Source organism: Thermosynechococcus sp. HY596, assembly GCF_030518715.1.
GTDB lineage: Bacteria > Cyanobacteriota > Cyanobacteriia > Thermosynechococcales > Thermosynechococcaceae > Thermosynechococcus.
The window spans coordinates 2,387,348-2,413,188 of the sequence record NZ_CP130346.1; the positions used below are offsets into that span (position 1 = coordinate 2,387,348).

At 53.5% G+C, this 25,841-nt stretch carries 22 protein-coding genes; 15 read left to right on the forward strand and 7 right to left on the reverse strand.

The window, feature by feature from the left end:
- The first annotated feature begins 78 nt into the window (after positions 1 to 78).
- Positions 79 to 426, forward strand: coding sequence for a hypothetical protein (locus QYC28_RS11735; protein WP_149821042.1), 348 nt, complete (start codon positions 79 to 81; stop codon positions 424 to 426).
- Here the strand turns inward: QYC28_RS11735 and mtnA are convergent.
- The 3 genes from mtnA to QYC28_RS11750 form a co-directional block, all read right to left on the reverse strand.
- Positions 423 to 1,490: an S-methyl-5-thioribose-1-phosphate isomerase gene (gene mtnA, locus QYC28_RS11740; RefSeq protein WP_149821044.1), complete on the reverse strand. Its 1,068-nt coding sequence runs from the start codon at positions 1,488 to 1,490 to the stop codon at positions 423 to 425. The two genes, QYC28_RS11735 and mtnA, sit on opposite strands and share 4 nt — an antisense overlap.
- A gap of 77 nt (positions 1,491 to 1,567) precedes the next feature.
- Positions 1,568 to 2,515, reverse strand: a complete 948-nt coding sequence (locus tag QYC28_RS11745) for an asparaginase (protein ID WP_255451666.1) — start codon at positions 2,513 to 2,515, stop codon at positions 1,568 to 1,570.
- 43 nt (positions 2,516 to 2,558) lie between these two features.
- Positions 2,559 to 3,050: a CGLD27 family protein gene (locus QYC28_RS11750; protein ID WP_149821048.1), complete on the reverse strand. Its 492-nt coding sequence runs from the start codon at positions 3,048 to 3,050 to the stop codon at positions 2,559 to 2,561.
- Positions 3,051 to 3,236: 186 nt separating this feature from the next.
- Here QYC28_RS11750 and QYC28_RS11755 point away from each other — a divergent pair, with 186 nt between their 5' ends.
- The 4 genes from QYC28_RS11755 (at position 3,237) to QYC28_RS11770 (ending at position 8,451) form a co-directional block, all read left to right on the forward strand.
- Positions 3,237 to 3,851: a precorrin-8X methylmutase gene (locus tag QYC28_RS11755; RefSeq protein ID WP_149821050.1), complete on the forward strand. Its 615-nt coding sequence runs from the start codon at positions 3,237 to 3,239 to the stop codon at positions 3,849 to 3,851.
- Entirely contained in the window at positions 3,832 to 4,383 is a 552-nt protein-coding gene (gene rimM / locus QYC28_RS11760; RefSeq protein ID WP_149821052.1) for a ribosome maturation factor RimM, read from the forward strand. The genes QYC28_RS11755 and rimM overlap by 20 nt, the downstream gene beginning before the upstream one ends.
- 199 nt (positions 4,384 to 4,582) lie before the next feature.
- A complete protein-coding gene (infB, locus tag QYC28_RS11765) occupies positions 4,583 to 7,468 on the forward strand; it encodes a translation initiation factor IF-2 (protein ID WP_302679534.1) in 2,886 nt (961 codons plus the stop codon).
- A 65-nt stretch (positions 7,469 to 7,533) separates the two neighbouring features.
- Positions 7,534 to 8,451, forward strand: a complete 918-nt coding sequence (locus QYC28_RS11770; RefSeq protein WP_149821056.1) for an ABC transporter substrate-binding protein — start codon at positions 7,534 to 7,536, stop codon at positions 8,449 to 8,451.
- A gap of 150 nt (positions 8,452 to 8,601) precedes the next feature.
- Here the strand turns inward: QYC28_RS11770 and QYC28_RS11775 are convergent, their stop codons facing one another.
- Together QYC28_RS11775 and QYC28_RS11780 are read right to left on the reverse strand one after the other, a co-directional pair.
- Positions 8,602 to 8,964 (reverse strand): hypothetical protein, encoded by a 363-nt coding sequence (locus QYC28_RS11775; RefSeq protein WP_190278089.1) that lies wholly within the window; start codon positions 8,962 to 8,964, stop codon positions 8,602 to 8,604.
- A gap of 118 nt (positions 8,965 to 9,082) precedes the next feature.
- A complete protein-coding gene (locus tag QYC28_RS11780) occupies positions 9,083 to 10,576 on the reverse strand; it encodes a pitrilysin family protein (RefSeq protein WP_226971963.1) in 1,494 nt (497 codons plus the stop codon).
- Between the two features lie 316 nt (positions 10,577 to 10,892).
- On the opposite strand from QYC28_RS11780, the gene QYC28_RS11785 reads away from it, so the two are divergent.
- A complete protein-coding gene (locus QYC28_RS11785) occupies positions 10,893 to 13,421 on the forward strand; it encodes an EAL domain-containing protein (RefSeq protein ID WP_149821058.1) in 2,529 nt (842 codons plus the stop codon).
- Here QYC28_RS11785 and QYC28_RS11790 read toward each other — a convergent pair.
- Positions 13,374 to 14,792 carry a sugar transferase gene (locus QYC28_RS11790; RefSeq protein WP_149821834.1) on the reverse strand — a complete coding sequence of 473 codons (1,419 nt, stop codon included), beginning with the start codon at positions 14,790 to 14,792 and terminating at the stop codon, positions 13,374 to 13,376. The genes QYC28_RS11785 and QYC28_RS11790 overlap by 48 nt on opposite strands.
- A 137-nt stretch (positions 14,793 to 14,929) precedes the next feature.
- Here QYC28_RS11790 and QYC28_RS11795 point away from each other — a divergent pair, with 137 nt between their 5' ends.
- The 3 genes from QYC28_RS11795 to dxs all read left to right on the forward strand — a co-directional run bounded on the left by QYC28_RS11795 (position 14,930) and on the right by dxs (position 18,119).
- On the forward strand, positions 14,930 to 15,445 hold the full coding sequence (locus tag QYC28_RS11795) for a cofactor assembly of complex C subunit B (RefSeq protein ID WP_149821060.1): 516 nt from the start codon (positions 14,930 to 14,932) through the stop codon (positions 15,443 to 15,445).
- Between the two features lie 77 nt (positions 15,446 to 15,522).
- A complete protein-coding gene (locus tag QYC28_RS11800) occupies positions 15,523 to 16,101 on the forward strand; it encodes a hypothetical protein (RefSeq protein ID WP_190278090.1) in 579 nt (192 codons plus the stop codon).
- Between the two features lie 104 nt (positions 16,102 to 16,205).
- The gene (gene dxs / locus QYC28_RS11805; RefSeq protein ID WP_286625826.1) at positions 16,206 to 18,119 is read left to right on the forward strand and encodes a 1-deoxy-D-xylulose-5-phosphate synthase; all 1,914 of its coding nucleotides are present in this window, start codon (positions 16,206 to 16,208) and stop codon (positions 18,117 to 18,119) included.
- Here the strand turns inward: dxs and QYC28_RS11810 are convergent.
- The gene (locus tag QYC28_RS11810) at positions 18,116 to 19,210 is read right to left on the reverse strand and encodes a beta-ketoacyl-ACP synthase (RefSeq protein WP_149821064.1); all 1,095 of its coding nucleotides are present in this window, start codon (positions 19,208 to 19,210) and stop codon (positions 18,116 to 18,118) included. The two genes, dxs and QYC28_RS11810, sit on opposite strands and share 4 nt — an antisense overlap.
- 31 nt (positions 19,211 to 19,241) lie before the next feature.
- Between QYC28_RS11810 and cutA the strand changes: the two genes are divergently transcribed.
- The 6 genes from cutA to QYC28_RS11840 all read left to right on the forward strand — a co-directional run bounded on the left by cutA (position 19,242) and on the right by QYC28_RS11840 (position 25,841).
- Positions 19,242 to 19,619, forward strand: a complete 378-nt coding sequence (cutA, locus tag QYC28_RS11815; protein ID WP_302679535.1) for a divalent-cation tolerance protein CutA — start codon at positions 19,242 to 19,244, stop codon at positions 19,617 to 19,619.
- Positions 19,620 to 19,621: 2 nt separating this feature from the next.
- Positions 19,622 to 20,788: a DarT ssDNA thymidine ADP-ribosyltransferase family protein gene (locus tag QYC28_RS11820; protein ID WP_149821066.1), complete on the forward strand. Its 1,167-nt coding sequence runs from the start codon at positions 19,622 to 19,624 to the stop codon at positions 20,786 to 20,788.
- 70 nt (positions 20,789 to 20,858) lie between these two features.
- Positions 20,859 to 22,040: an FtsX-like permease family protein gene (locus QYC28_RS11825; RefSeq protein ID WP_302679536.1), complete on the forward strand. Its 1,182-nt coding sequence runs from the start codon at positions 20,859 to 20,861 to the stop codon at positions 22,038 to 22,040.
- A gap of 3 nt (positions 22,041 to 22,043) precedes the next feature.
- Positions 22,044 to 23,513: a glycosyl hydrolase family 57 gene (locus QYC28_RS11830; protein WP_302679537.1), complete on the forward strand. Its 1,470-nt coding sequence runs from the start codon at positions 22,044 to 22,046 to the stop codon at positions 23,511 to 23,513.
- Positions 23,514 to 23,588: 75 nt separating this feature from the next.
- Positions 23,589 to 25,115, forward strand: a complete 1,527-nt coding sequence (locus tag QYC28_RS11835) for an NYN domain-containing protein (protein ID WP_190278091.1) — start codon at positions 23,589 to 23,591, stop codon at positions 25,113 to 25,115.
- Positions 25,116 to 25,124: 9 nt separating this feature from the next.
- Entirely contained in the window at positions 25,125 to 25,841 is a 717-nt protein-coding gene (locus QYC28_RS11840) for a biotin--[acetyl-CoA-carboxylase] ligase (protein WP_302679538.1), read from the forward strand.

A 25,841-nucleotide genomic window follows, 5' to 3' on the forward strand; every position in this document is an offset into this window, starting at 1 on the left:
AAAGCTTTTTGAACTAAGAATAACGATGTTCTAGCACAATTGCTACGATCGTATTACCAAAGAAAGAGGTTTCTGACCATGTTTCGGACACCTGTTGCCCTTGTGGGGGCAGCAACGTTGAGCCTCAGTCTGGCGATCGCCCCGCCTGCTTTCGCAGAAATGGAAGTGGAAGTGGCTCGCGACAGTAGAGGCCGTGTTTACACCGTGGATATGGATTCCCGTCGCTTTTATAGAAATAGGAATGGCATTATCCAAGTGGATTTTAGCCTCTCGACCCTTGGCGACGATTACTGGCATCGGGCAACCGCCTCCTGTAATCCCTATGACATTAAAAGTGAGTATTACGGTTGGGAGTGGACGGGAACCAAAAGCTATCCCCCCGGCACGATAGCGGGTGATATTGCCCGTGCGGTCTGTCGTCGTTAACCTGCTGCTGCACCAATACCCCGTGCAAGGTCAGCGGGAGCAAAAACCCCTAGCTCTGTGATAATGCCGCTAATTAAATGGGCAGGGGTGACATCAAAGGCAGGGTTGTAAAAATCTACCCCAGCGGGTGTAATGCGGCTAAACCCCACCTGATAAATTTCTTGAGGGTGTCGCTCCTCAATGGGAATTTCCGCCCCAGTGGCAATTTTGGTGTCAATGGTAGAAAGGGGGGCGGCGACAAAGAAGGGAATGTTGTGGGCTTTGGCGGCAAGAGCCACACTATAGGTACCAATTTTGTTGGCGGTATCTCCATTCAGGGCAATGCGATCGGCACCCACCACCACCGCATCAATCATCCCCCGCTGCATACAGTGCGCCGCCATCGTATCCGCCAGCAGGGTGACAGGAATGCCCTCTTGCACACATTCCCAAGCGGTTAATTTCGCTCCCTGAAGACGAGGACGAGTTTCATCGGCATAGACTCGCTCCAAGCGACCCGCCGCCCAAGCCGCACGCACCACCCCTAACGCTGTTCCATAGCCTGCTGTCGCTAGGGCACCGGCATTGCAGTGGGTAAGCAAGCGCAACTTCTCGGGTGTTTTCGGCAGGACACTAAGGCCGTTTTCACCAATGGCTTGACAGGTTTGCACATCTTCACGGGCAATGGTTTGGGCGGTTTCAAGAAGGTGCTGCTGGAGTTCCTCAAGGCTGGCTGTGGCTTGCTGGGCTGCCCCAAGCATGCGATCGATGGCCCAAAATAAATTCACTGCCGTGGGGCGGGTTTGCCGCAATTCGGAAGCGACATTCTCTAGGTGAGCCAAGAAGCCCTCGCGATCGCTCCCTGTGTATTCCCGTGCCCCTAAGACCATACCAAAAGCTGCTGCCACACCAATCGCTGGCGCACCCCGTACAATCATCGTCCGAATGGCGGTGGCCATCTCCGCTGCGGTGGTGATGTCCTTGAGTTCATACTGTTCTGGCAAGCGGGTTTGGTCAATTAACTGCACGCGATCGCCCGCCCACACCACAGGAAAGATGGTTCCGACATTTGCTGTGACAGCCACAACAGCCTCCGTGCTCACTAAAATTGAATACAAATCATAACCCAAGGGAGAGCCTATTCAGGCTAGAATCTAGCCCCCTAGGCAAAGGTCAGTTCACCATTCACCTCGAGACGGGTAAATTGGTTGGGAATCAGAAACTGCTCCCCCAAGGCTTCCGCCACACTGGGAGTAATCCAGCCCAGTTGCTTCAACAGTTGAATGGCAACGGCATACTTAGCACGCTTCGCACCATCACTCACCTTAATCGCCAATCCCATCCCTTCGCCCACACGACCCACACACTGAATCCCCTCAGCTCCGGACTTACTGAGGATTTCCCCCTCCGTGAGGCGCATCAGCTCGCTATCAAAGGCACCGGGACCGGCAACAAAATCAGGGTGGTGGGTCATGGCACGAACGACGCGCTCCATTGCCCAGTCATTGCCCGAGGCCAGTTGGCCGTAAAGGGTAGCCATCTGCACCAGTTGCATCAAATACGTGGGCGCCCCACAGTCGTCGTGGGCACAGATAAATTCTGCGGCGGGCATCTTCAGTAGTTCCGCCACCTTAGAGAGGATCAGAGCCTGAACGGGGTGATTTTTGTGCAGATAACTTGCCAATGGCCAATTACGCTGTTGACAAACCGCTAGCATCCCCGCATGTTTACCCGAACAGTTGTGCTGCAGTGCCCCTTGGCGGCCGGGGGGAACGGGACATTGCAAGGCGGTGGGATCCACATCGGCACGCCAGAGGATGTTAAAGACTTGGCGCACTTGCTCAATACGACCTTGGTGAGAGCTACAGATAATCGCGAGGTCGCGATCGCTCAAGTCAAACCGCTCCATCGTTCCCGTGGTGGTCACTGCCAAGGCTTGAAAGGGCTTGAGGGCAGAGCGGATAAAAGCAGCGGTTTCAGCGTTTCCTGCAAGGGCAAGAATTCGCCCCCGGGCGTCACAGACCACGGCATGGGCATGGTGGCGCGACTCAACAATCCCTTCCCGCAGTAAGCAAACATCGAGGAGAGGGGCTTGGGTGCGTTTGGACATAGGTTCGGTCATGCAGGTCAATGAGCAACAATATCAGCAGCAGCTACAGGAGTGCCCAAGCAAGGGTCAGTCCCAAAGAAAAGATCACGAGCGCCAAAAGGGTTACCTGTAACCGTTGTAAAATCGGGCGCAACTCGTAGGTATAGATCAGGCGATCTTGAGCCAATTCAGCTTCGGGTTTTTGCCACTCCTGACCGTCGTACCAGCCTGTTTCCTCATAAATGACGGTGGGACGGTGCAGGCGATCGCCCACGTAGGCCCAACCGAGTACAAGGCGCAAAAGAATCAGCAACAGCAGGAAGTTTGCTCCTAGCGCCCCAGCGAAGAAAACATGTAGGGGTGCCTCTTTCAGAGAAAAGCTGGCGATCGCCACCGGTCCACTGACTAGCCAAGCCATCCCCCACAGCAGTAGCAAACGCCGTTGAAAGCGTGGCCGCGGCCAACTCGACCATTCAAAAAACCAAGAGGCTTTGAGGTCACGATATTCGTTGATCGGTCGTTGATCTGCCGGGACAGGACAGAGAATCTGAGACACAGTGGCACAAGTTCAAGGACGCTGTTTCCAGCATACCAGTCTCGCTGAAATCGTGGATCGCCACACCATGCATGAAATCGGGCGATCGCCCCGTACACTAGAGGGTGTCACGCCTACCCCGCGTCTAGTGGGGGGAAAACTTTGTTGCTATATTGATTATTCCCTAGCTCCCTTGCGGCACCTTTGATGGAATGGCACCAGTCTGACGTTGCACAACTACGGGTTATTGACCAGTTGCTGGCCGGGCACAACCTGAGTCCAGCACAGTACGATATTACGCGCCGTGTGATTTATGCGACGGGGGATTTAGAATATCTGAATTTGATTGTCTATTCAGAGCAGGCCCTGCAATCCGGTGTGGCTGCCCTTGCCGCTCATACCCCGATTGTGGTGGATGTGACGATGGTGCAGGTGGGGGTGCTCTCCTACACCCAAAACACCTTTGGCAATCCCATTTACTGTGGGGCAGAAACCTTCACCCGTCCGCAGCAGGAAAAGTCCCGCATTGCTTTTGGCATAGAAACCTTGGCACGACGCCATCCCACGGCTATTTTTGTCCTCAGTAGTGATCATTCAGCCCTAGAACCTCTCCTGACTTTAGTGGAGGCTCAGGAAATTCGCCCTGCCTTAATTATTGACGCTGCCCCCAATTTTCTCCCCCCCATTTTGGATCGCCTGCAAAAGTCTTGGGTGCCCCACATCTCCATTAAGGGTTGCAAGGGGGGCGTGAGCGTTGCCACAGCAATTATGAACGGTTTACTCAAGTTGGCTTGGACGGCCTATGGTGACCCCCTTCCCTGAGACAAGTGAATGGCTCTGTATCGGCCAAATTGTCGGTGCCCACGGCCTGCGGGGGGAGGTGAAGGTCAAGCCCTTTAGTGATTTTCCCGAACGCTTTACCGTAGCGGGTTCTCGTTGGTTGCGATCGCCCCGGCAGCTCCAACCCTATGCGGTTACCCTTGTGCGCGGGCGATTTTTACCCCGTGTCGAACAGTTTGTGGTTACCTTTGCCGAAGTCAGCGATCGCACCGCAGCGGAGGCACTCAAGGGGGCAGAAATTTTAGTCCCCGCTAGCGATCGCCCACCCCTTGCCGCAAATGAATACCACCTCATGGACTTGATTGGACTCGCCGTGTATCACCACGGTGAGCGAGTTGGCGAAGTGGTGGGCTTGGTCAATGCCGGCAATGACCTACTAGAAGTGCAGTTACTCGACCCAGCGCAAGAAGCCCGCCGATCAGTGTATATTCCTTTTGTGCCAGCCATCGTGCCGCTGGTTGATCTAGCAGCCCGCAGAATTGAAATTGATCCCCCCTTGGGGCTGTTGCCCTGATCAATCCCTACCAAAATCGTTAATAATAGGGATACTTCTATTTTTTAGCCCCGACTCTTGAGATTGTTGTTGAGTGAGTTGCCCCAACCCATCCCTTAAAACCCATTAATTCCACCTTGACGGTAGCCTTTACTTGAGCGATCGCGATCGCCCTACCGTTTGCCCCTTTGTAGAGATTTCAGAGCCTTTGAGAGACAGCATGAGCATTGGTAAAGTTCGCATTTATGACCTATCAAAAGAACTCAACCTAGATAATCGAGATTTATTGGCGATCTGTGAACAGTTGGGAATTGCCTATAAAAGTCACAGCAGCACAATTTCCGATGCCGATGCCGATCGCATTCGCGAAGCTGCCAAAACCTATCAACCCCATAGTGCCTCTCCCCGTAAAGTTTCAAAAACACCTCCTCCTGTGAAGAAAGCCGCAGCCCCTCCAAAAACGCAGCAAATTGTTGCTGTCCACACTCAACCCCGCTCTGAGACACCAGAAGCGCCCAAGCCTCAATTACAACAACCTCCCGCTCGTCCCCAAGCACCGCAGCCCCCTGCGCGACCCACACCCCCTGCGCCGGTTGCCACCAAGCCAGTGGAACCTGTGGCGCCCAAACCCCCTACACCTCCCGCAAAACCCGAACCGACACCACCGCGTCCAGCGCCTACTTTAGTCCCCCCGCCCGCCCGCCCCACCAAGAAAGCGGAAAAAGTCGCTGCGGCTCCCCCGCCCCGCAAAGAGCTAAAGGAACCCCCCAAAAAAGAAAAGGTGGCGATCGCTCCTGCGAAACCCAGCAGTCAAGATCGCATTGAAATTGTCCAGCGGGCAGTTCCCCCGGCACCCGTCAAGCCCCCGGAAATGGCGCCCAAGCCAGCTTTACCAGAGCTACAACCGCCACCCAAACCCGTTGCGCCAGTCCTGCGGGCACCAAATCCACCCAAGCCCGTCACCGAAACCGTTGAGGTACTCGATGACAAGTCCGTTAGCAAAGTCATCAAAGACCGCCACCGTCACAAAGACTTTGATGATGAGGAGAACAAACGGAAATCCTCTCGCGTTGTCAAGTTGCGTGAAGAAGTCATCGACGAAGAGGAAGAACTAGAACTCACCAGCCGTTTGGTCGGGGTACACCAAGTAACCGTTGATGTCAGCCAATCGCTGCAACGGCCACCCAAGCCCAAGGCGCCTCGTCCTGCCCGCCCCGTTACACCAGCGGCGAAAACCGAAAAAAGCAGCGAGAAAAAACAACCCCGGCATCGCGATCGCCGTCACGAAGAGCCAGCCGAAGCACCACCGCCCGATCACATTACGATTGAAGGCCCGATGTCAGTGCAGGAGTTGGCCAGTTTAGTGCGTCGCCCCGAAGCGGAAATCATTAAAATTCTCTTCTTTAAGGGAATTGCCGCCACCATCAACCAAACCCTTGAGGTGGAAACAATTGAACTCGTGGCCAAGGAATTGGGGATTACGGTGGAAACGGCACAGCAGAAAGCCGAGGCCACAAAAGTCACCGAAATGCTGGAGTCGAGCGACCTCGATCACCTGCAACGGCGTCCACCCGTAGTCACGATTATGGGTCACGTGGATCATGGCAAAACCAGCCTTCTCGATGCCATTCGCAATGCCAAAGTGGCCCAAGGGGAAGCAGGCGGCATCACCCAACACATTGGCGCCTACCACGTGGATGTCGAACACAACGGCGAAAAACATCAGGTCGTCTTTCTCGATACCCCCGGTCACGAAGCCTTTACCGCCATGCGGGCACGGGGGGCACGGGTCACCGATATTGCTGTTCTCGTGGTTGCTGCCGATGATGGGGTGCAACCTCAAACCATTGAAGCCATTAGCCACGCCAAAGCAGCTAAAGTGCCGATCATTGTCGCCATTAACAAAATTGACAAAGAGTCTGCCCAACCGGAGCGGGTCAAGCAGGAACTCACCGAATACGGCTTGGTGCCCGAAGAGTGGGGGGGCGACACGATTATGGTTCCCGTCAGTGCCCTGCAACAGCAAAATCTCGATACGCTCCTAGAAATGATCCTGCTGGTGGCTGAGGTGGAGGATCTCTACGCCAATCCCGATCGCCCTGCCAAAGGCACCGTCATTGAAGCCCACTTGGATCGGGCACGGGGACCTGTGGCCACATTGCTGGTACAAAACGGTACTCTGCGGGTCGGCGATATTCTGGTGGCAGGTGCCTGTTTTGGTCGGGTTCGCGCCATGATTGACGATCGCGGGCAGCGTGTCGAGGCAGCAACCCCCTCCTTTGCTGTCGAAGTCTTGGGTCTGGCGGATGTCCCTGCTGCCGGGGATGAATTTGAAGTCCTCAGCGATGAAAAAGCCGCCCGTGCCCTTGCGGAGGAGCGAGCCGCCGCTCAACGCCAATCCCGCCTTGCCCAAGCCGCAGCCGCCCGGCGGGTCTCCCTTACCTCGTTGTCCAGTCAAGCCCGCGAAGGGGAACTCAAGGAACTCAATCTCATTCTCAAAGCCGACGTTCAAGGTTCCGTCGAGGCGATTTTGGCGGCCCTCAACCAACTGCCCCAAGATCAAGTACAGTTGCGAGTCTTGTTGGCTGCCCCCGGCGAAATTACTGAAACCGATGTTGACCTTGCCGCCGCCAGTAGTGCCGTCATCATTGGCTTTAATACGACCCTTGCCTCAGGGGCACGCCAAGCGGCTGAGCAGCACAATGTTGATGTCCGCGAATACAACATCATCTATAAGCTCCTCGATGATATTCAAGGGGCAATGGAGGGGATGCTGGAACCCGAACTGGTCGAGGAAGAACTGGGTCAAGCCGAAGTGCGAGCTATCTTCCCCCTCAGCAAAGGAGCTGTGGCCGGTTGTTATGTCCTCAATGGCAAGCTCGTGCGCAACTGCAAAGTACGGGTGCTGCGCCAGCAAAGCGTCATTCACACAGGCATCTTGAGTTCGCTAAAACGCCTGAAGGACGATGTCCGCGAAGTTGCGGCGGGCTACGAATGTGGTGTGCGCTTGGATGATTTTCAACAATGGCAGGAAGGAGATATTATTTACGCCTTCCAAACAGTAACAAAACGTCGTAGTCTTGGCAGCGGTAGCGATAGAAACTAAACTGAGTCAAAGTTGATCAATTGATAACTCTAAATTCAAGATCAACCTGATGTGAGGAGAGCGCTATGGGACTGCACCGTCGTACGTTTTTGCGCCGTGTGGCACAGGGGATGGGGGCAATCGCGATCGCCACAGGGAGTAAAACCCTACTCACGGCCTGTGCCGGCAATGTCGATTCGACCTCTGGAACGTCAACTACGGGCACTGTCTCCAGCAAAGGTCTCCTCAATCCCGGTACATTGGCTTGGGGGGCTGAGGCGATTAGTGGTGCTCCCTACGTTTTTTACGACCCAGTTGATCCCGGTAAGTTGATTGGCTTTGAGGTGGAAATTGCCGACGCAATCGCCCAACTAATGGGGGTCAATGCCGTATTCGTTGCCACTGCCTACGATCAACTGTCCGCTGCCCTTGCCGCCAATCGCTTTGACATGATTCTTAACGGTTGGGAGATCACCACCGATCGCGATCGCACCCAACTCTTTTCCCAGCCCTACTATCGCTATGGCCAACAGATCGTTGTCCGAGCCAATGACCCCCGTTTTGAGCAATACACTGCCACGAGTGAAGTCACACTGGCCAATCTGGCTGGCATGACTGTCGGCACTGGCATTGGCTACAAAGCCCAAGAAATTCTTGAAAGGGACAAAAACATTAAAACCCGTGCCTACGATGGCAACCTGCCCTTTGATGATCTCGCCCAAGGGCGGATTGATGCCGTGATGCTAGACTATCCGATTGTTGCCTACTATGTTCTTGGCGCCGGTCCGGGGGGCACAGTGAACAATAGCCTGCGTCCAATTGGTGTCCCGATCTTTTTGAATAACTATGTGATTGCCTTTAATAAGAACAACCCCAAAGGAGAAACCCTCAAAACAGAAGTTGATCAAGCCATCGACATCCTCAAGAAGGACGGCACATTACGCCGCATCTACGAAAAATGGAAAATGTGGAATGATCAACAGACCCAAATTGGGATTGTGTGACATCCTCCCGACGCTGACCCTACGGTTCTCAACCTCACTTCTCGCTTGTGGGGCAAGGGATGACTAAAATCGTGAGGATGGTATTAGGGAGCAGGGCAAGCAGGTTAATCCAGCGGCTCATACTTGGATCCTACTCCCTTGTATCCAGTATTAACCCAATTGATTGAGGGGAGGCTGGCCACGCATTTGCCGTAAGGCATTTAGACACAGGGGACAATCACAGCCAAATAGCGCGATCGCGGTATTACTTTCTTCCTCAGTAAACTCTAGTACAGGAGGGGGCAGCGAACCATTATCACGACTGGCTTGCAGTTTTGTTTCCTGAGCGCCTAGGCGAGTACAGACCAGTTGAAACTTCTGGTGGGGATTAGTGACACACTCACTGCTTTCTGGAGGTGGCACGGGAATGGGGGTACTGAGTTGGGCATGGGCAGGTGCAATCAATGCGACCAAGCTCAGGACGGATCCCAAAAAGGTAGGGCTGACTAAAAGAGCGAGACGCAAAGCTGACATAGGGTTTCCTCACAACTTGTTACTTGATTTTGGAAAAGGTCTGTATCGCTAGTCTAACGATGATTGCTTGATTTGGCACAGCCGCGCAATATTCTGAATGCGAAAGCTCATCTTGCTCTTAGGATTGAGATTGTCGTTGCTGGCAATTTGTCGTAGGGCAGGGGATGCGATCGCCCACAATCAGGGTACGCCACTGTTCTGGTTTTAGGCGGGTTTGTGCCACCCGTTGCAGATCTGCTGCCGTTGCGGCTTTAACGGCTCGCTGATAGCGGAAGATAAAATCCTTGGGCAAATCGTAGTATTCGTAGCGCAGGAGACGATTGAGAATTTGCAGGCGATCGCGAAAATTAAAGACAAAGGAGTTGAGAATACTGTCTTTGGCGTAGTTCAGTTCTGCGGCACTAACGGGTTCCTGTTGCAGTCGCTGGATTTCCTGCCGTAGGGCGCTGAGAAACTTGGCTGTGGTTTCTGTTTGCGTTTGGCCAACGCCATAAAACACCCCCGGATAGTCAAATTCGGGACTCCAAGCGGCATAAACACTATAGGCCAAGCCCTGGCGCGATCGCACTTCATTGAAAAGACGCCCACCAAAGCCATTGAGAACCCCATTGAGAACATAGAAGTTAAACACGTCCGGATCTTTGAGCGTCCCCCCCAATTGCCCCGTGTAGATATAGCTTTGGGAGAGATGGGGGCGATTAATCACCACCGTTGTTGGCGACGTATCAACTGTTACCCTAGGTAAGGGGGGCAAAGGAGGTAAATTCGGTGGATCTTGCCATGAGCCAAAAATTGCTTCAAGGCGATCGCCCATTTGCGAGGCATCAAAGTCGCCCACCAAGCCCAAAATACAGCGGGAGGGAGCGAGGTACCTGCGGTAAAACTGCTGCACATCCGCCGGTGTGATCTTGGCAAGGGTCTCTAACTCTTGGGTGCGGGCATAGGGACTCTCAGCACCGTAGATCAGCTTGTAAAATTCCCGTTCTGCTTGGGCATTGGGTTGATCATCGCGGCGTTGAATGATCCCTTGCCGCCGCCGAATCGCCAGTTCAAATCGCTCTGGTTCTACTGCTGGCGCTTGGAGCATCTCCGCTAGTTGGCTTAGAACCGCTTCACTGTGTTCCTTGAGGCTGTTGAAATTAATCCGCCCTAAACTTTTGCCGACACCCGATTCAATGGCTGCTGCTCGATCCTCAAGCCATTGGTCAATTTCAGCGGCACGATGAACTTGGGTGCCACCCGTGCGAATCAGGTCGCCACTGACTTCTGCCAAACCCACCTGAGCCGGCGGATCCCAACGACTACCTGCCCGAAAGATTAAGGTGCCTCGCACCAAGGGCCACTCGTGATCCTCTAGGAGATAGACCACCATCCCATTGGCCAACTGACGGCGTTCATAGGCCGGCACTTGAATTTCCGGTAAGGGGGGAAATGTCAGCTCAGTGTAGTGCTTGGGGGTCATGGCTGCTGCCAAAGGGGGTGGGATCAACCATAGCAGGAGAGCCACTACGAGTCCAAGGCAAAGCGATCGCCCCACTGGACGGCGTCTTTGGAGCCAGACAGCCATCGAGAGAAAAAGAATAAAAATAATCCGATAGGATGAAGCCAACATATAACTGTTTTCTAAATTATGGGATATGTGAGGGGGATATCATCCTCTCCCAGAGCAGCTTTCACAGTTTTAAGTGTGTTCCATCGATGTGAAAAAGACTGCCAGCCATGAAAATTACATTACACTGTTAAGAAATGCTTAACTTATTCCAAGTATTGTCAGGATAAAGACTGCACTGCAACCCAGTAAATTTTCTGTAAACAGAATAAAATCTCACGTCCTAGAATAGCAAGTGAGTCTCTTCATCAATACCGGCTTGATTGGGGAGTTTCTAGTGAAAACCGTTCCGTCATGAGAATTTGCCGAGGCGATTGATGTGAAGTCTGATCCGCCGAAGAAGTGGCGCCATCTTCTCGTTATTGAGGATCAAGAGGGTCGGCGTACCATTCCCTTGGAAGCCAGTACCTATACAATTGGGCGACATCCCAGTAATACGATTGTTCTTAAGTCGCCAATGGTTTCCCGTCAGCACGCTGTTTTGCTACGGGTTTTGGATCCCAGCAGTGGTAATTTTTTCTTTCGCCTCATTGATGGCGATCTACAAGGGAAGCGCAGTGTCAATGGTCTGACGGTCAATGGCAAGCCCTGTCAATCCCACATTCTTCAGCATAAGGATTTGATCGTCTTTGGCGGTGATGTGCGTGCCCGCTACCACGCGATCGCCAATATTTCTGACTCCGGGTTCAATCGCTACACCCGCGCCCTCGAAGCATCAAGTATCTCAGATCAAGACGTGGCCTCTTTGGGGGGTGCCTTCGTCAGCAGTGAAATGTCTGAGGTGACCGAAATCCAACTGCTGCGGTTGTCCTCCTTTCCAGAGTTAAGTCCCTATCCGATCATTGAACTGGCTCCCAATGGCCAAATTACCTATCTCAACCCAGCGGCCATTCAGGAATTTCCCGATCTTGGGGAACCAGATGTGCAGCATCCGCTGCTATCGCGCCTCAAAAGCTGGTCGTTGCAGGAAAAGCGATTTTCTGTTGAAGAAATCAACGTTGGCGATCGCACCTACGAAGTGACAATCCATCTGCTGCGGGAGAGCCAATTAATTCGCTGCTACATTACCGATATTACTGAACGCAAACGTTCTGAACTCGCCCTGCGCATTAGTGAAGAACGCTATGCTCTGGCAGCTGAGGGCGCCAATGATGGCCTTTGGGATTGGCAGATTAGCGATCGCTCGATGTATTATTCTCCCCGCTGGGAACTGCTGGTTGGCGAAACCCCCGGTACCCTACAACCCACCATCGAGGAATGGTGGCGGCGTGTCCACCCCGATGACCTAGAGCGGCTACGCCAGAGCATGAAGGAGCATCTTCTCAGTACCCGTCCCCATTTTGAGTGTGAGTTTCGGATTAAACACGCCGATGGCAGTTACCGTTGGATGCGATCGCGAGGCAAAGCCCTGCGCAATGAAGAGGGGCAGCCCTATCGCATGGCCGGTTCGATGACCGATGTCACAGAGTACCACTTGATTCAGGAGCAAATTCTCCACGATGCGCTGCACGATGCCATGACGGGGCTACCCAACCGGGTGCTCTTTATGGATCGGCTGACGCAGGCCATTACCCGCCGCGTGCGACGTCCCAACTCCCTCTTTGCGGTGCTGTTTTTAGATGTGGATCGCTTTAAGGTGATCAACGATAGCTTGGGGCACTTAGCTGGGGATCAACTCCTGATTGGCATTGGCCAGCGACTGACGGCCTGTACCCGCGCTGAGGACACGATCGCCCGCCTTGGGGGTGATGAATTTGCCATTCTCTTGGAGGAGTTAACGACTCCCGCCCAAGCGATCGAAGTGGCAGAACGAGTGCTAGTGGCTCTGAGCCGTCCCTTTCTCCTTGAGGGGCATGAAGTCTTTACCAGTGCCAGTATTGGCATTGCCTTCCCCAGCGAGGAAAGCAAAACGGCTGAGGACTTATTGCGAGATGCGGATACCGCCATGTACCGCGCGAAATCCTTGGGCAAAGCTCGCTATGAAGTCTTTAGCATGACGATGCGTGCCCAGAGCATTGCCCTGATGCAAATGGAAACTGATCTGCGACGGGCGGCAGAGCGCGATGAATTTTTGGTGTACTATCAACCGATTGTTGATCTATCAACGCTCAATATTGTCGGCTTTGAAACGCTGCTGCGCTGGCAACATCCCGAACGGGGAATCGTCTCCCCTAGTGAATTCATGACTGTCGCCGAAGAAACGGGTCTGATCCTACCCATTAGTTGGTGGGTGATGGCAGAAGCCTGTCGGCAAATGCAACGCTGGTCAAAGGTGTTTCCCCGCAGTCGCGGTTTAAGCATTAGTGTCAACCTCAGCGGTCGTCATTTCCAGCAAGCGGATCTGCTGCTCAACTTAAGATCAATTTTGTCAGAAACAGAATTTCCCGCTGAGCGACTGCGCCTTGAGGTGACCGAGGGCATCTTGATTGACAACAAGGAGGTGGCGATCGCCACCCTTGAGGAAATTCGCGCCATGGGCATTGGCGTGTATATGGACGACTTTGGTACAGGATATTCTTCCCTGAGTTATTTGCACCGTTTTCCCATTGACACACTAAAAATTGATCGCACGTTTATTTCCGCTCTCAACAATGAGGAATCTTCGGCGACAATTGTGCACACGATTCTCATGCTGGCGCATTCTTTGCGGTTGAAGGTGGTGGCGGAGGGTATTGAAACACGCGATCAGTATCGCGTTCTTCAGGCGCTTGGCTGCAACTATGGCCAAGGTTATTTCTTTGCCCGCCCCCTCTCAGCTCAACAGGTGGAACAGTTATTTGCCAGCCAATTGTTGCCGCACCTAGTACGCCCCACTGCCAAAAAGCACAATACGCACCGTCTCCACTAAAATTTCCAAATCCAGATTGAGCGACCAATTGTCAATGTAGTAGAGGTCAAGGCGTGCCGCTTCATCAAAGTTGCCAATCTCAGAGCGGCCAGAAATTTGCCACAGCCCGGTAATCCCTGGCATCACCTGATGGCGAATATGGTGCCAAGAATGAAAACGGGCAACATCCCGCAGGGGTAGCGGACGCGGCCCCACTAAACTCATGTCTCCCCAGAGGACATTAAACAGTTGCGGCAGTTCATCAATGCTGGTCTTGCGCAGGAAACTGCCGAGGCGCGTGCAGCGGGGGTCGTTTTTGACCTTGAAGAGAATGCCATCGGCGGATTCATTTTGTGTTTCCAACTGCGCTTGGAGTTGCGGGGCATCGGCTCGCATGGTGCGAAATTTCCACATCTGAAAGACTTGGCCGTGGAGTCCTACCCGCTCTTGGCGGAAAAAGACAGGCCCTGGGGAGGTGAGTTTGATGGCGATCGCCACCACGATAAAGAGGGGTGCCAGCACCACGATGCCAAAGAGTGCCAAAATCACGTCCAAATAGCGCTTCAGCCGATATTCCCAACCATTGAGATACGTCATATCTACCCGCAGGGTGGGCAAAGCCGCCACAATTTCCGGGGTGCCGCGGCGGTAGAGCATTTCCAAGCTGGAGGGGATCAACCGTAGGGCAATGCCATGTTGGCGTAGCTGCCAATAGAGGGCTGAAGCGAGATGGGCTGGGGGGAGGCCTTCTACAATCACCTCTTGGGCTTGACAGTTGAGAATCTCGGTCAGGGTTTCCGGTTCATTGGCCATGGTGGCGATCGCCCTGCCGACAATCTTATAGTTCGAGCGTTGCTCTAGTAGGCTGCTGAGATGCTCCTGTCGCTCCGGGGGCGCCACCAGAAAAGCGCGAATCGGTTGCCGTAGGGTGCAAATTTTAAACGCCAGACTCACGGCTAAGCGCAAGATCACGGCGAAAACCACACTGAGACCCCAAGCACTAAAAAACAGTGAGCGAGGCAAATCTACCTTGGGATCATAGAAGTAGGCGATCGCCAGTGCCAACAAATAGCCCAAGCTCAGTACCTTAGCAAGGCGCAGATAATTTTTCCAATGGCCGCGCGGGTGATACAGCCCACTCACAGCAATCAAAAACAATAGACCAGTGGCAAAGAGCCAAAAGACACTGGGCAATCCCAGCCAGTACCACGCTGCTAAATCAGGGGGCAACGGCGCATAGAAGCGATTGAGTTGTAAGCCCAACTTCCAAGCCAACACCAACCCCACGAGGTCACTGGTCAATAGCAGCAGGGCAAAAGCTGTTTCTGAGCGCAACCACATCCGACGGCAGCGGGGTGCCCGAATATCACGGGGGGAAGCTTGAGACCGCATCATGGAGCAACACAACAACAATGGCTAGGGTTTAGTATTCCGCAGAACCCCAAGGGGCGATCGCGGTGCAATATCTCTTTGCAGACCCCCATAAATCCTTGACAATAAGAGACAAACAGTCCATTTACCCAACCTCCATGTCCAGCGATTTAATTTATCCTTCCACTCTCTTACTCACGAGTCTCTTGGCCGTCGGATTTGTGTTTTTTATTCGTGCTTCCACCAAAGAACGCATTGAAACCAAAGAATGGCTCATTGCCCAGCCCATTGCTGAACTTGCTCCCCGCCTCAAGCAGTATTTCCAGCAGCGGGGCTACCGCCTGCATACCGTCAGTGCTGATGGCAGTGAAGTGACGTTTCAGGGAAATGTTGCCGCTAGTCCCTTTTTGGCCGCATTGCTTTTTGGCCTTGCCGTCTCCGGTGCCACAGCGATCGCCCTTGTGTTGACCGTTCTCTTTCCCGATCGCGGCATTCTGGCCTTTGGTCTGATTGGCCTGACGCCCATTGCCCCGTGGTTCTATTGGCGAGGTGCCCAACGGCTCGAAACCGTCAAACTCTCTTTGCAACCCCATGCGATCGGTACCCAAGTCACCCTAGAGGGACACCGCGATGAACTAATGACTTTCGAGAACACGGTGTTGGGAGCTTTGTAGGCTGCCTTCTTGGCTGAGGTGCATAACGGAAAAAACATCACAGGATAATCTTTTGACGACCTGTGAGGGACTTCGCGATGACCTACTCGCAAACCACCACCACCACTGATGAGCGTACCTTTGGTCAACTCCTGCTTGAACTCGACATCCACCTCAGTCCCGAAGAAGTGGATCGTTTAGAGAAAAACTTTCGGGTGTATCTCGCCTGTGAAGGCTACCCCCTCACTAAAGTTCCCCACTGCGCTGTCGAGCGTCAGGTAGATAGTCATGGTCGCTTGATGGCTGAAACGGTCAAGCCCAGTTCCCTAGAGACCAACGCCGCCTTTGAGCGGGCTTGTCAATGTGCTCAGATGTCCCTGAGTCACCTCAGTGCGATGACCGAACGCTTCCTAGGGGATCTCCAAGACTTGGCCACAAGCCACGGTTACCCCAAACGGTTGGGAACTGACCTTGCGCGGGGAATTCTCGCCAACTATTGGCAACAGTGGGGTCGGGAGCGATTTTACCAATGGGTGATTTGGTTGGTGGAAAATTATACCAATGAATCCACGGAAGAAATTCGTGAATTGAGCGAACTCTATGAAACAGCGTTAGAAATTTATGATCAACTGTTTCGGGATTATTGCGGCTTTTCACCGCGTCTAGGGGCGAAATAATGCCCAACTTCGGTGGGGGACTTTGCTAGAATCAGTCAACAGATAGTTTTTCTGTGGTCAGCGGTAGGCTATCGCTCCTAGGTATCTTGCGAGGTCGGGTTTCTATGCACCTAAGTGAACTCACCCATCCCAACCAGTTGCATGGGTTGTCCATTGCCCAATTGAGTCAAATTGCCGCCCAAATCCGCGACAAACATTTGGAAACGGTGGCGGCCACGGGAGGACACCTTGGGCCAGGGTTGGGGGTTGTCGAACTCACCCTCGCACTCTACCAAACCCTTGACTTAGACAGAGATCGTGTGGTCTGGGATGTGGGGCACCAAGCCTACCCCCACAAAATGTTGACGGGTCGCTACAACAACTTCCATACCCTGCGGCAAAAGGGAGGAATTGCTGGCTATCTCAACCTCCGCGAAAGCCCCTTTGATCACTTTGGTGCCGGTCATGCCTCCACCAGTATTTCCGCGGCCTTAGGGATGGCGATCGCCCGCGATCTCAAGGGAGAGAAGTTCAAAGTCGTGGCCATTATTGGTGATGGTGCTTTAACTGGGGGGATGGCGCTAGAAGCAATTAACCACGCCGGCCACTTGCCCCACACCAACCTGATGGTGGTGCTGAACGACAATGAGATGTCCATTTCCCCCAATGTGGGCGCGATTCCCCGCTATCTGAATAAAATCCGCCTCTCGCCGCAGGTGCAATTTATTACTGATAACCTCGAAGAGCAGTTCAAACATATCCCCTTCTTTGGTGAAAACCTAACCCCGGAGATGCAGCGCATCAAGGAGGGCATGAAACGCCTTGCGGTTCCTAAGGTGGGCGCCGTCTTTGAGGAACTGGGCTTTACTTACGTTGGTCCGGTGGATGGCCACAATTTGGAAGAACTCATTACCACATTCCAACATGCCCATACGATTTCCGGTCCTGTCTTGGTTCACGTGGCAACGGTTAAGGGCAAAGGCTACGCGATCGCCGAGAAAGACCAAGTGGGCTACCATGCACAAAACCCCTTTGATCTCGTCACTGGTAAGGCCAAACCCTCCAGCAAACCCAAGCCCCCCAGCTACTCCAAAGTCTTTGGCGAAACCCTGACTAAACTCGCAGAAAACGATCCGCGCATTGTTGGCATTACAGCGGCGATGGCCACGGGTACAGGGCTAGATATCCTCCAAAAACGGGTGCCCAACCAATACATTGATGTCGGCATTGCCGAGCAGCACGCCGTAACAATGGCCGCCGGCATGGCCACCCAAGGAATGCGCCCCGTAGCGGCGATTTACTCCACCTTCTTGCAGCGCGCCTACGACCAAATTGTTCACGATGTCTGCATCCAAAAGCTACCCGTCTTCTTCTGCATGGATCGGGCGGGGATTGTCGGTGCTGATGGCCCGACCCACCAAGGGATGTACGACATTGCCTATTTGCGCTGCCTACCCAATATGGTGCTGATGGCACCCAAGGATGAGGCGGAATTGCAACGCATGATTGTAACGGGCATCAACTACACCGATGGCCCGATCGCCCTACGCTATCCCCGGGGCAATGGCTATGGTGTCGCCCTCATGGAGGAAGGCTGGGAACCCCTCGAAATCGGCAAAGGGGAACTCCTGCGCCCCGGTGAAGAGATTCTCTTGGTGGCCTACGGCTCAATGGTCTATCCGGCGATGCAAGTGGCAGAAATCCTCAAGGAACACGGCATGAGTGCCGCAGTGATCAATGCCCGCTTTGCCAAACCGCTAGATACTGAGTTGATTCTGCCTTTGGCGAAACAAATTGGCCGCGTGGTCACCTTAGAAGAAGGCTGCCTGATGGGGGGCTTTGGCTCGGCGGTACTCGAGGTACTCCAAGAGGCGGATATTTTGGTGCCTGTGTTACGTTTAGGAGTACCGGATATCTTGGTTGAGCACGCTAGTCCCGAAGAATCAAAGGCTGACTTAGGACTCACACCCCCACAAATGGCTAAAACGATCATGGAAAAGTTTGGGGTGGCTCAACCAAGGGTGGTCACTGCCTCCTAGGGAGGGGCGAGGACAATCGCGGCATTTTGCCCCCCAAAGCCGTAACTACAGCAGAGAATGTGCTCTAGAGGGGCAGAACGCGTCTGTTGGACAATGTCCAAGTCAAAGTCGGGAGTCTCACAGCCAACACAGGGAGGAATCTGCTGCTCCCGTAAGGATAAGCAAGAGAGGGCGATCGCGATCGCGCCAGCAGCACCTAGGGTATGCCCAAGGGCCCCTTTGTGACTGGTGACCGCAACCCCTTGACCAAAAAGGGTTTGCATCCAAGTGGCTTCGGCGGCATCGTTACGCTGTGTGCCCGTACCGTGACTATGGATACAGTCGATCTGTGGCGGTGTTAGCCCCGCCTGAGCCAAGGCCTTTTGAATGGCTAGGAGAGCACCAGTTTGGTGGACACTGGGGGCAGCCATATGCTCGGCATCAGCACTGAGACCCACTCCAGCAATTCGGGCATAGGGGTCAATGCCTCGCGATCGCGCCCGTGCCTCAGATTCTAGGACGACAATAGCACCGCCGGCCGCTAAGCCAAATCCCTGCCGCTGGCGATCGAAGGGGGCCGCACGCTCCTGAGCCAATACCCCCAACTGCCGAAATCCCGCCAAGGTCAAGGGGGAGACGGCGGACTCGACCCCTCCCGCCAACACCAGATCACACTGGTTCTGCTCAATGAGTAATGCCCCTTGGGCGATCGCCCACATTCCCGTGGCACAGGCGGCTGTGGGGTTGAGCACTATCCCCTGAATGCCTGCAATTTGTGCTACCTGCTGCGAGACAGTTGCTGGCAAGGTTTGTAACCATGTTTCTCGCGATAGAGAAGGCTGCCGTAACCACGTTTCCCACTGTGCTTGAAAGCCCCGACTGGAGCCAACCACCACTCCAGCATCGCCTAGGGGAACCGTTAATTTTGCGTCGTTGAGCGCTTGAGTTGTCGTCGCAGCAATAATTTTCTCAATCGGTAAGGTCGTTGCACCCACCAGTCCTTTAGGCGTGGCGATGAGTGCCGTTTTTCCTTGACAGTAGCGCCGCCATGTGGCGATCGCGCTCTCCCCCAGAGCTGTCCACAGACCAATACCGGTAATAACAACATTCACTGCACGATTTTATTCAAGATTTGTTCAGGATATGATCGACATCATCAAGCGTGACGTGAGGACAGCAGGCTTGGAAGCGGCAATGGAGTATTGTGTGGTGATGGTTACCACGGCCACAGAAGCTGAGGCACTCTCCTTGGCCGATCAACTCGTGGCTGAGCACCTCGCTGCCTGTGTGCAAATTCTGCCTATTCAATCAATATACCGCTGGCAAGGAACCGTACATCGCGATCCAGAATGGCAATTGCTCATTAAAACTCGCATCACTTTATTTGAGCAGGTGCGCGATCGCCTGCTGGCATTACACAGTTATGAAGTTCCAGAAATCATTGCCCTGCCAATTATTGCCGGTTCTCCTGCTTACTTGAGTTGGGTCAAAGAACAAACTCAAAAAATCTCTAGAGGTTAAGAATGCCTGAACCCAAAATCAAAAGCTTATATTACATTACCCATGTGAACAACCTCTCCTCTATATTCCAACACGGAATTCTTGCACATGAGCAAGTCGTAGAACGCGGTCTTTCCCCGACACCTATCTATAACGCAGACATCGTTGCGCATCGGCAACACCGCCTCGCACCAAATGGTCAGAGTCTATGGCAATATGCCAACCTCTATTTTCAACCCCGAAATCCCATGCTTTATAAAGTATTAAGTGAAATCAATAAAAACAATGTTGTCATTTTAGGAATTAAACCCCGTATCCTAGATATCAAAGGAACCTTCATTGCTTTAGGGAATGCAGCCCACTTCGTTACTGAAATCCGCGATGCTAAAACTGGACTACAAATCATCCATCGCGATTATTGGAGCATTCTCAATAATGACTGGTGGAAAACTGAAGATGGTACAAAGCGAAAAATTATGGCGGAATGCTTGGTTCCAAAAGTGGTTCCCCCCACTGAGATTCATTCTGTTTATGTTGCAAGTCAGGAGATGGCAGAGCGCCTTCGACAACAGTTCAGTTCTGTTGAAGTCGTAGTTGAACCCCACATGTTTTTCCAACCCCGACGACGTGCTGCAATTACGACTCATCTATCTTGGGTGGATGGAGATATGTTCTTCTCCCAAATGCAAACCCTAACAATCAGTGTCAATACCGTCGGTGTAATGGGTAAGGGATTAGCCTCACGGGCAAAATATCAATTTCCGGATATGTACGTCGTCTATCAAGATGTCTGCAAGAAAAAGCAACTTACAATGGGGAAACCATATTTGTATAAACGTGAAGCTTCTCTAGACAGCGATCTAGCGGATGAACCTTTGAGCTTACCCAACTTGAATGCCAATAAATGGTTTTTACTCTTTCCGACTAAAACTCACTGGAAACGATCGTCTGACATTACAGGAATTGAGCGAGGTTTGCAATGGTTAGTGGATAGCTATCAAGCAGAAGGCATTCAATCTCTTGCTGTTCCCGCCCTTGGCTGTGGCTTGGGGGGTCTAGACTGGAGGGAAATAGGACCACTGATGTGTCGTTATCTTTCACAAATGCAGATTCAAGTGGCTATTTACTTGCCCCAGGAACAAGAGGTACCAGCAGAGTTTTTAACTAGGGATTTTTTACTAGCCGCCTAAGGTGGCCGTTTTTTCCCCAACTGCCTAGCACGGTCTAGACATGTCCCCATCGCAAACTTAAGATAGAAAAATGGTTTCCCTTGCCCGCAAAAATCTCTTAGAAGACTTTAGTCGCTTTCTCGTGGCTCAACTAGGCATCACGTTTGCCGTCAGTCTCGTCACCATTCAAACGGGACTCCTTGAGGGATTTGGGCGATCGGCCACTCTCTTGGTGAACAAAAGCCAAGCGGATTTCTGGATTGCCTCCAGTGAGTTGCGCTATTTTGGCTTAACGTTGCCTATTGAGTATCAAGTTGTCCTCGATGCCCAGGCAGTTGCAGGGGTTGTAGCCGCAGAACCTCTGTTGATCCAGTCAGCGATGTGGCGCCGTTCAGAGACAGAGGCGATCGATCCAGTGCAGGTGGTGGGTATTGAACCAACAGGCACCTTGCTGCCCTTGACGACAGTTGCTGGTGCAACCCTGACGGAGCTAGAGGAACCCTACAGTGTCATCGTGGATCGCATTGACCTCAATGCCCTTTCCCTTACGGCTCTAGGGGAGCAAGGTCGCGTGAATAACTACCCAGCGACGGTCACTGGCTGGACGCGCGGTGTCAAATCCATTGTCTCTAGCCCCTATGTCTTTACCTCGTTAGAAACGGCGAACCTTTACTTGAACTTCCCGCGGTTTGATACCAGTGAGCCGGTTCCCGAATTTCTGCCGTTGGTGTCCCCCAGTACCCGCATCACCTATGTTATGGTAAAAGCCAACCCGGCAGAGGATCTAGCAAAAGTGCAGGAGCGCTTGCGGGCAGCCTTTCCCAACTATCAAGTGCTCAGTCGTGCCGCTCTGAGTGAAATGACGCGGCGCTATTGGTTGGCCAGTACCAGTGTGGGGTTCATTTTGGGGCTAGGAGCAGGGGTGGGCATCGTTGTAGGGATAGTGATTGTCAGTCAGATTCTCTATTCCTCGGTGAGCGATCGCCTACAGGAGTATGGCACCCTCAAAGCAATGGGGGCTTCTGACGGGTACTTGTATCGCATTATTATTGAGCAAGCCCTGTGGATGGCCGTACTGGGTTATCTGCCCGGTTTAGGCCTGTGCTGGGGACTGGGGATGTGGACCATGCAAGCCCGTGCCATCCAAATTATCATTACTCCCCAACTTGCCCTCGCCGTTTTTAGTGCCACCGTCGCCATGTGTGTCAGTGCTTCCCTATTGGCGATTCAAAAAGTGATGCGCCTTGATCCCGCCCAAGTTTTTCGAGCTTGAATCATGCCCCGCCCTACCCTCCCTTGGTCAACCTGTCCGCCTCAAGGAGAACCTGTCCTCAGTGGTTGGGAACAGGCGTTGAGTGAAGTGCCCCGTTGCCCCCCCTTGCCCCCCCAAATGCTCCCCTCTATTCGCGCGGCCTTTGCCTGTGCCCTCCATATGCACCAGCCGACCATTCCAGCGGGGGAGGGCGGCAGCCTCATCAGTCACTTGCAGTATATGCTGATGCATCCCCACGAGGGGGACAATCACAACGCAACCCAATTTCTCTGGTGTTATCGACGCATGGGGGACTGGATTCCCCAGTTGGTGGCTGAGGGCTGTCAACCGCGGATTATGCTCGATTACTCCGGCAACCTCCTCTGGGGGCTGGAGCAGATGGGACAGGAAGAGGTGCTGGACGCCCTACGGCGGATTACCGTGGATGCCTATGCTCCCTATGTGGAATGGCTGGGCACCTGCTGGGGACATGCGGTGATTCCCTCCACTCCAATCGCTGACATTGAGTTGCATATTCGCGCTTGGCAGCATCAATTTGTGGCCCTCTTTGGGGTTGAGGCGCTGCAACGGGTACAGGGCTTTTCACTGCCAGAAATGCATTTGCCCAACCATCCGGATACGCTCTTTACCTTGGTGACCTGCCTCAAACGCTGTGGATACAGTTGGTTGCTGGTACAGGAGCACAGTGTTGAACAGTTGGATGGGTCGCCGCTACCCTACGCTGCCAAGTATGTACCGAATGTCCTTGTGGCGCGCAACTCCCAAGGAGAGGTGGCGGAAATAACGGTGCTGATTAAAACCCAAGGCTCGGATACGAAACTTGTGGCGCAAATGCAGCCTTATCACGAAGCTAAGCATCTGGCCACTCACTGGCAGGCTCCCCTTGGTCCCCCCTGTGTGAGTCAAATTGCCGATGGTGAAAACGGTGGTGTGATGATGAATGAATATCCCCGCGATTTTATGCCGGTGTGGCATGAGATAAAAGCGAATCCAGAGGCGGGGGTGGTGGGTCTCAATGGCAGTGAGTACCTTGCCCTCTTGGCGGCTCAGGGAGTGACTAGCGATCGCTTTCCTCGCTGTCAAGCGGTACACCAACATCTACTCTGGCAGACCTTAGGGGATAGCCCGATAACGCCAGAAAGGGTTGCGGCAGCGATCGCCCACCTTGAACAAACCAATCCCCACTTCTCCATGGCGGGTGCCTCTTGGACGAATCACCTCAGTTGGGTCAAGGGCTATGAGACCGTTCTGCAACCGATGGAACGCCTGAGTGCCGAGTTTCACCGCATCTATGATCCTTTGGTGGCGACTGACCCGCAAGTGACCCAAAGCCCTGCCTACCGCGAAGCGCTCCTCTATGTGCTGACATCGCAAACCAGTTGTTTTCGCTACTGGGGCAGTGGCCGCTGGACAGACTATGCAAAAACGATTTGCGATCGCGGGATGGCACTGTTGCAAGAAACTAGTGTTTGAGAGGGAGTTTGCCAAGAATTCGTAAAATAAGTTATGGCATGGCAGAACTGGTGCATACCTCCTTTAGGAGCGATTGTGGCGGGTTCCCTCGCCGTCGCCCTTACCCGTGAACCGCTTCCTGTGGTGGCGGTCAGTTCTGCGGGGGCATGGGTGGGCACTTGGGTGCAAGATCGTCAACGTCATTCCCTAACCCCCCAGATCGAAGACCTCCTCCAACGTTTAGAGGAAAGACTGCAACACCTTGAAACCCGCACTTCTGGAAATGGCCCGCGTCGTACCGCTATTTTCTACGACATTGAAAACCTGATCAAAGGCTACAACATCAAAGCCGCAGATGTGGCCAAAATCTCCCTCGCTGCCATCCAAGCCCATATTCGCCAAGCCTACCCCATCGAGCGGGTGCTGCTGCAACGTGCCTATGCCAACTGGAGTGATGCTCGCCTTGGGCCACTGCGCCGGGAAATGCACCAATTGGGCATTGAGCCTGTACAGGTCTTTGGCTTTTCCTACGAAAATCGCAAAAATGCTGCTGATATTCAATTGGCGATTGATGTGGTGGATTTGATTTTTCAGGATGACCGCTTTGATACGTTTGTGATTGTCTCCGGCGATGGTGGCTTTGGCTCCCTTGCCAAGAAGTTACGGCAGTACGGCAAAACAGTCATTGGCTGCGCCTACGAAGATGCGGCTGGCAAGAGTTTTCAGGCCATTTGTGATGCCTTTGTCCACATCCCTGATCCAACCGTAAAACCCCGCCCACCTGTCGCCAGTCCCGCTCCCCCCATTGAAGCGCCGCCGCCCAGCATCCCATCCTCCGCCATTCCCTTAGATCCTGATAATCGTCGTTTGTGTGCGGATTTAAGTATCAGCTTGGCTCGCCATGCCGAGGGGGCGATCGCCAAAACGCGGCAGATTCTCGATTGGTACCGCCGTGATTCGGAGTGTGGCAAGCTCCTGCGGCAGGAAGGGCTACCCATTAGTAAAGTCCAAGGGGCGGTACAAGCCCTGCTGCCCAACTTTGACATTTTGCAGTTGGGGATGGTCAAGTTCTCGGAATACTTGCGCTACGTCTGCAAAAACACGATCTTCTGCGTCTTTCATCGGCAGGGCAGTGCCAATCAACTGCGTCTTGGCCTACGGGAGCATCTTCCCCCCAGTGCTGTGGTGATGGCCAATTTTGAAAAGCGTCCCCTCCATAGTCTGGCAACCTATCGCGCTTTGCTCAGTCACGAACGGGTGGCGATCGCCCAACCCCCAGCCTTAGCCTATGTTTTAGCGTGGCTCCTTGACCATCGCGATTGCGCTGCCACCCTAGAAGAACTGGCCACCATGATTGAGCAAACCGCCCCAGCGGAGATTGGTGGCAGTCAAATTGAAATTGCCTTGAATAACTGCCAAGCGGCCAATATTCTTGTGCCAGCTCCCCACAGTGGCGATCGCTATTTTGTTGCTGCGAAAATCACAACCCTTCCCGCAAGCTATGCCGCACTGGCGCAGTGGCTAGATCAGACCCTTCGGGTGTTTTTTGAACGGGTAGGGGCGCATCCGAAACCAGAACTGTTGCGGGCACTCATTGAGCCATCTGTTTCTGTGCACCAGTAAGCGATCGCCATGGAATTTCCTTGGTTGGTGTGGCTAGAAACCTGTGAGAGCACGAATACATGGGCATTGCACCACGCCGATCAACTCTATGGTGGTCAAGTCATCTACACTCAGGCACAAACACGGGGGCGAGGTCAGTACAACCGCACTTGGCAGTCCCCAAAGGGAGTGTTGACGGCCTCCTTTATCCTGCCGCAGTCGGCGGCGATCGTTGCTCCCAGTGTCCAAGCCGGGATAGCCGTGATGCGGGCGTTGAGTGGGCTGCGACCAACGGTGGAACGCCATCTGCAATTGAAGTGGCCGAATGATGTGATGGTTCAGGGCAAGAAACTGGCGGGAATTCTCTGTGAACGCCGTTCCCCTTGGCTGGTGGTGGGGGTGGGACTGAACCGCTGTGTTGATGTTGCCGCAATGGGTCTTCCCCAAGCCATTAGCCTCCACATGCTGCTTCATTCTCCCGAAGCGGTGCCTACGGATCTGGAACTGCTAGCGGCGATTCGCGCTGAGCTTTTGTGGTGTTGGCAACAGTCCCAAGGGGTGCAGATCACGGCGCAGCGGGATTTTTTACGGGGGCGATCGCTGACTCTTGTTCAAGGAGCACAAAGGTGGCAGGGCATCGGTGTGGGCATTAGCGATCGCGGGACGTTGCAAGTACGCCTGAACAATGGGGAGTTGCGAGAATTTAGCAGTGGCCATGTCCTCTACAGCGGCGATCGTGCTCCCTAG

Coding starts and splice junctions, on each gene's coding strand:
- QYC28_RS11735 (WP_149821042.1), top strand. CDS start 79: ATGTTTCGGACACCTGTTGCCCTTGTGGGGGCAGCAACGTTGAGCCTC.
- QYC28_RS11745 (WP_255451666.1), bottom strand. CDS start 2,515: ATGTCCAAACGCACCCAAGCCCCTCTCCTCGATGTTTGCTTACTGCGG.
- QYC28_RS11755 (WP_149821050.1), top strand. CDS start 3,237: ATGGAATGGCACCAGTCTGACGTTGCACAACTACGGGTTATTGACCAG.
- rimM (WP_149821052.1), top strand. CDS start 3,832: ATGGTGACCCCCTTCCCTGAGACAAGTGAATGGCTCTGTATCGGCCAA.
- infB (WP_302679534.1), top strand. CDS start 4,583: ATGAGCATTGGTAAAGTTCGCATTTATGACCTATCAAAAGAACTCAAC.
- QYC28_RS11770 (WP_149821056.1), top strand. CDS start 7,534: ATGGGACTGCACCGTCGTACGTTTTTGCGCCGTGTGGCACAGGGGATG.
- QYC28_RS11775 (WP_190278089.1), bottom strand. CDS start 8,964: ATGTCAGCTTTGCGTCTCGCTCTTTTAGTCAGCCCTACCTTTTTGGGA.
- QYC28_RS11780 (WP_226971963.1), bottom strand. CDS start 10,576: ATGTTGGCTTCATCCTATCGGATTATTTTTATTCTTTTTCTCTCGATG.
- QYC28_RS11790 (WP_149821834.1), bottom strand. CDS start 14,792: ATGCGGTCTCAAGCTTCCCCCCGTGATATTCGGGCACCCCGCTGCCGT.
- QYC28_RS11795 (WP_149821060.1), top strand. CDS start 14,930: ATGTCCAGCGATTTAATTTATCCTTCCACTCTCTTACTCACGAGTCTC.
- QYC28_RS11800 (WP_190278090.1), top strand. CDS start 15,523: ATGACCTACTCGCAAACCACCACCACCACTGATGAGCGTACCTTTGGT.
- dxs (WP_286625826.1), top strand. CDS start 16,206: ATGCACCTAAGTGAACTCACCCATCCCAACCAGTTGCATGGGTTGTCC.
- cutA (WP_302679535.1), top strand. CDS start 19,242: ATGATCGACATCATCAAGCGTGACGTGAGGACAGCAGGCTTGGAAGCG.
- QYC28_RS11820 (WP_149821066.1), top strand. CDS start 19,622: ATGCCTGAACCCAAAATCAAAAGCTTATATTACATTACCCATGTGAAC.
- QYC28_RS11825 (WP_302679536.1), top strand. CDS start 20,859: ATGGTTTCCCTTGCCCGCAAAAATCTCTTAGAAGACTTTAGTCGCTTT.
- QYC28_RS11830 (WP_302679537.1), top strand. CDS start 22,044: ATGCCCCGCCCTACCCTCCCTTGGTCAACCTGTCCGCCTCAAGGAGAA.
- QYC28_RS11840 (WP_302679538.1), top strand. CDS start 25,125: ATGGAATTTCCTTGGTTGGTGTGGCTAGAAACCTGTGAGAGCACGAAT.